Genomic DNA, 5,358 nt, shown 5'->3' on the forward strand with positions numbered 1-5,358 from the left:
TTTCGGTTTCTGGTTGCTTCGTGACCAGAGACTCGGGGCGGGCGATGAGCGCTGGCGGCGGCTCGGGCGCTGGCGTTGCAGGCTCTCGGCTGGCCGGCTGGGGTGCCGGTCCGGCGGCGGGCGAGGCTTCCCGGCCGCTTCCCGCGCAGGCGGCAGCGCAGCGGCGGACAGCGCGCTGAGCAGCGGGCGCGGCGGTTCGGCGCACGTCGGCGGTTCGTGGCTGGCGGGCCGTCGCGGCCAGGGCGAGGCGCCGGGCGGCTGCGCTCGAGCGTGCCTGTCGCGGCTGGGCTGTCAGCGCCGGGCGGCGCGTCGCGCGGCCCGTTGGGGTGGCACCCGTGCAGGTGCGCTGTGGCTGTCCGCAGACGTGCGGCCGTGGACACTCGCAGCCGTCGGCTGCCCCGAACGCCACAAGCCGCCCCATCGCCGCTGACGGCTGCGGCCCGACGCCGACGCGGCAGCAGCGCGCGGGCTTGACGGGCTGCCGTCTCTCGGCCATGCCGACACACGGGGCCGACCGGCCAAGCCGGGGCACACGACGGGCACAGACGCGCAGCCGGGCGCTGGGTGCGGGCAGCGTCGCCGTCTCGTCGACACCGGGCGCGTCGTGCCGGTAGCCCCCGCTGCGGGCAGTGTCAGCGGGCGGTGTCGCGCTCAGCGAGCCGCCAGCCCGCACCTCAGGCGACGCCGCAGCGCCCGGCGCTCGCGCCCGTGCCGGTCAAGCCGCCCGCTGCCGAGCCGAGCCAGCAGCGTCGCTGCGGGAGTGTCGCCGTTCGCCGCCCGAGCGCCCGTCTGTACGGCCCGCTCAGCGGCCCATCGCCCGGCTGCCTCAACACTGCCCGCCACGGCCGCCCGCAGCACCTCGCAGCGCTGCGCGTGCCGAACCGCTGCGCGTTCGCAGCCGCAGCGGACCGGGCGGTTCGCTCAGCGGACCGCCAGCCGTCGCCGCAGCGCCCGAGGTTTCTCAGAACTTCGTTCTGAGAAACCGCATAAAGAGAGAAGCCGAGGGTCCCCCATCGGTTGGTAGGTGCGGCGGCTGGGTGGGCGGTGCCATCACGGGCCGCGCTGGCACGGTGCGGCTGCTGTTCGGGCGCTGAGCCGTGAACGCGACGGCGGGGGCGCTGTGCCGTGTTTCGCGGCGTGCTGGCGATGCCGCTGAGGCTCAGCGCCGTTCTCGGCGTGCTGGCACGGCCACGATGCCCGACAGGCGGCACGGCCCGCCAAGCCGCCGTCATCACTCACGCCTCAGAGACGAATGAGAGAGACGCGAAACCTCCCCCCGTCGGTCCCTTGAGACCGGCGGCCCGACGGCGGCAGGGGTCCCCACGGGCGGGTTTGGTAGCACGGTGGACTCCCCCCTCGGTCGGCGGGTGCGCGGTGCGGGCGGACGGTGCCGTCACGGGCCGGGCGAGCCGTCGAGGTGCCGGTCTTGCCGCTGTCTGTGTGCCTGTGTGTCTGGTGTGTCCGCCTTTTCTGATTGCGCCTCCACGCGCGCGTGGGAGCGCTAACGCGAATCGCAGACACACCAGACACACAGACACACTCGGGCGCGGGCAGCGCTCACGAATCCCGGGAAAACTACGGGCGCGACACGGGTAGGCGAGTCCCCCCGTGCGCTCACAGCACCCCAACCGAAAAACGCTACGGCCGCTCGCCGCCGCGGTGCATCGCGAGGAAGCCCGACCTTGGCGAGGCACACCGGGCAGCAGCGACGGGCTTGGCTATGTCGGGCGATGGTGTCGCGCCCGGCTGCGGGCAGCCGGTCTAGTGGTCTGTGTGCCCGTTGCAGCCGGGCGCGGCTGCGCTCATAGCTGACTTGGCGAGCTGGCCGGTACTTGCCCGGTCAGACATGCTCGGGCGCGTTCACGGTGCCTCGGTGAGCGTGCCGGTCTGTCGTAGTGCGATGCCGTCGAAGCCGGGCCGCGCGTTGGCGTGGCCGTTGACTCGTCGGCGTGCCTCGTTGACGCCGGGCGCGTTCTCGGCTGCCCATTCGCGTATCTGTGTCGTGGTGTGCTTGCGGCCCGTGTCGCGGTTGAGCCGGTCCGCGAGGTCGGCAATGGGCGCGAAGCTGCCCGCCTCCGCCGTGATGTGGTCGGCCCACCATTGGCCGATGGTGTCCTCAGCCGCGTGGTAATCGTCGCTGGCGGCTTGCCACCGCTGGGGTGTGGGCGGCAGCCCGTTGGCGAGGTAGTCGCGGGCGGCGTCAATGAACAGCGCCGCTATTTGCGGCCCTTCGGCGTGCAGCTTGTCCAGGAAGCGCGGGTCGCGGTCGGCTGGCGGCACGGCGGGCACCGGGATGAGCCGCATTCGTCGCTGAAAGCCCGAGTCGGTGCGCGGCAGGCTCGGCTTGGAGTTCCCGGCGATCATGAGCTTCGCAACCGGGGTGAAGTCGAAGCTGCCGCGCCTCATGTAGTTCGCTGTCTGCGGATCGCCCGACACGAGCGCTTTGAGGGTGCCCAGATGCGCCCAAGTGCCAGCCGGGAGTTCGGGCACCACGGCGAGCCTCGCGCCCGCCAGCCTCGCCAGCCATTCGCGATGCCGGGCTGCCTTGGTCACAAGCACGTCATCGGGAATGCCGACGGCGTAGCTGCCGAGAACGCGCCGCATGACCACCAGCAGCACGGTCTTGCCACCGCCGCCCGGCCCGTGCAGGAACACGAAGCAGTGCTCGCGGGTGTGCCCCGTCAAGCAATACCCGCACCACGACATAAGCCACTCAGCCTCGGCGGCGTCGGGCGCGATGTGGTCAAGCAGCCGCAGAAAGTGCGCCGGGGTGCCCGCCTCGGGCACATAGCCGAGCACGCGCGAGACGCGATCCTCAAACGTCGGCATACCGTCATAGCCCATGCCCTCATCGAGCAGTTGCACCCGCCAATGGTCAGCATCGGGATCAGCCACACCCGCCACCGCGGGGTTCGCGTCCCACTCGCCGCGGTAAGCCAGCAGCGGCTCCAGCTCGCGCTCGATGTGGTCGGTGCGGAGTCCGCGTCGGTCGGTTTTCTTCGCCGCCTCCAGTGCGCCATGAATGCGCGCCCGCAGCCACAGCGCCTTGTCGTCGGGCTGCCATAGCTGCCCCTCTTCTCGGGCCAGCCAGCCGCGAGACACGCTGTAGCAGTGCCACGGCTGCCAGTCCGCAGCAAGCAGCCGGGCAGCAGCAGCAGCGTCGAGCCTGCCCGCCCCGGCCAGCGCGCCGTCATCGGCTGCCCCGCCAGCGGCTACCATGAACGCAGTTCCTCCGCTTCTTGGTCGGGGCAGATCGAACTAACCGGGTCGGGCACTCTGCGGGGTGCCCGGCTCATCGCGTCGCCCGAGGCAACGCGTCGATCCACGCTGCGATGCCATCGGAGCGCCAGCGCACCGCCCGGCCGATCCGAACCGGCTCAGGGAAATCGCCCGAGTCCAGCCGCCGGTAAATCTCGCTGCGGCCGATGCCGCAACGGTGCTCAACCTCGGGGCGGCCCAGCAGCCGCACGCCATCGTCTTGTGTCATGTCTGCGGGGCGGAGATCGCCTCGCACGCGCGCCAAGCCGCCCCTCGCGTGTGAGGATCGGTTCAGCGCTTCGCAGCACTCCCGCCGTGCTGAACGGTGCGGGCGCCGCTAGCCCGGCCCTGCCGGACACGCCGACACTAGCAAGGAACCCAAGGGAGCCACCCCATACCCAAGAGAGTCACCCCATATAAGGCGGCGGCTCGCCCGCCCACCACAGCGCGCAATAGCCGCATCTCTCGTCGTAGCAGTTCGCGATGTGCCCGAAGTCTGCGCCCGCCTCGTTCCAGATGCGAAACAGCGACGTATCCGCGTCCGCCAGAGACTGGTCGGGGCCGAGCCGGTGCTGAGCGTGATTGTCCACCGCGTGCATGATCGGATTGCGGCGGTAATAGCCGTCATCCTCGACGCGCTGCTTACGCCGCCGCTGACGCGCACGGCGGCGCTGCTCAGCACGGCGGCGGCTACTCATCGGCCGACGTAATCCGCCCACGCCGCCATGAGCACGGCACGCTCAGCGAACAGATCGTCCCGCAGATAGGCGGCAGTCACGGTCGTGCCGATGGTGTGGGCCAGCGCCCGCTCAGCCGCCTCGAAGCTGACTCCCGGCTGCTTCAGCGCCCAGTCCCGAAACGTCGAGCGAAATCCGTGAACGGTGCCCTCAATGGCATTCTCGCTGAGCGCTTTCCGCAGCGTCGAGTCGCCCAGCGGCCGGCCGACTGCGGCCGATGTCCGGTTAGGCGACGGGAATACGTACCCGCTGCCGTCGTCGAGTCCCTTCGCGGCGATCAGCACGTCTACGGCGGCGTCGCTGAGCGGCACCCGGTGGGCGGTTCCCTGCTTGGTGCGCTCGGGCGGCAGCAGCCAGCAGCGGCCGTCTACATCCATCTCGGCCCAGCGTGCCTCGCGTGCCTCTTTCGAGCGAGCGGCCGTGAGCACCAGAAACCGCAGGCACAAGCTGACGGCTTTCGTGGTCGCTCCCCGGCTCACGATGTCCAGCACCTCGGCCACTTCGTGGGCGGCGACGGCTCGGTGATGGGCTACGGTGCGGCGTCCGGTCCATGAGCGCAGCACCCCGTCGATGCCCTCCCCGGCCGGGTTGCTCAGCATCGTTTCGTCGTAGGCCATCACGGTGCTCATGATGAGCTTCACCCGCTGGCGCACCCGCTGAGCCGTGGCGGGCTTGTCGTTCCAGATCGGCAGCAGCACGTCGAGCACGTCGGCGCGGGTGATGGCGTTGCACGGCTTGGCCATGAGCGGCCCGGCGTGTAGTTCGAGGCTGCGCCGGAAAGCCCGGCCCTCACCCAACGGATCGCGCCATTTCGCTTCCAGCGTGCCGCACACCATCCGGGCGGCTTCGGAGAACGTCATCGGCTCGGGTGCCGCTTCCGGCTCGGGCGCAGCGCTCGCGGCGTGGATCGCCTCGGCCGTCTTGCGGGCCTCGCTCAGGCTGACGGCCGGGTACCCGCCGATGCCCTTGTCTCGGCGCTTGCCCTCGGCATCGCGGTAGCGCACGACCCACGACCGCGCCCCGCTCGGCTGTACCAGCAGCGTCAGCCCGTTGCCGTCGCCGTGCTTGCCCGGCTTGGCGTGCTCGGCTTGCTTCGCTGTCAGCTTCCCGCTCATCGCTTCCCCTTCCTCGGTGCCGGGACTTCCCCCGACTTCCCCACCAATCCTAGGTGATTAAGGGGAAGTCCACGAAACGTAGACCTAAAACCGCAGGTCAAAGCGCTGCTAACTTAGCGGAAGTACGCGATTTGCTGCGGTTGTAGAAGCGGTAGGTCTTGGCCTCGATGAACGAGGGCCCCTCGCCCCGGCGGGCCCGGCTGACGGCCTCGTTGGCTGCTTCCCACACGGCCACCACGTCCATGCCG

General features: G+C 70.6%; 5 protein-coding genes. All 5 read right to left on the reverse strand.

Going from position 1 to position 5,358, the window contains the following annotated elements; genetic code table 11:
• Nucleotides 1–1,860: 1,860 nt before the first annotated feature.
• Nucleotides 1,861–3,219, reverse strand: a complete 1,359-nt coding sequence (locus tag F4Y38_09835) for a hypothetical protein (protein ID MXY49575.1) — start codon at nucleotides 3,217–3,219, stop codon at nucleotides 1,861–1,863.
• 73 nt (nucleotides 3,220–3,292) lie between these two features.
• Nucleotides 3,293–3,487, reverse strand: coding sequence for an AlpA family phage regulatory protein (locus F4Y38_09840; GenBank protein MXY49576.1), 195 nt, complete (start codon nucleotides 3,485–3,487; stop codon nucleotides 3,293–3,295).
• 178 nt (nucleotides 3,488–3,665) lie between these two features.
• Nucleotides 3,666–3,956, reverse strand: coding sequence for a hypothetical protein (locus tag F4Y38_09845; GenBank protein MXY49577.1), 291 nt, complete (start codon nucleotides 3,954–3,956; stop codon nucleotides 3,666–3,668).
• Nucleotides 3,953–5,110, reverse strand: a complete 1,158-nt coding sequence (locus F4Y38_09850) for a tyrosine-type recombinase/integrase (GenBank protein MXY49578.1) — start codon at nucleotides 5,108–5,110, stop codon at nucleotides 3,953–3,955. Before F4Y38_09850 ends, F4Y38_09845 begins: the two co-directional genes overlap by 4 nt.
• 97 nt (nucleotides 5,111–5,207) lie before the next feature.
• Nucleotides 5,208–5,358: hypothetical protein (locus F4Y38_09855; protein ID MXY49579.1), on the reverse strand; the 151-nt coding region annotated here is incomplete at its 5' end.

The sequence above is a fragment of the Gemmatimonadota bacterium genome (assembly GCA_009838645.1).
Taxonomy (GTDB): domain Bacteria; phylum JAAXHH01; class JAAXHH01; order JAAXHH01; family JAAXHH01; genus JAAXHH01.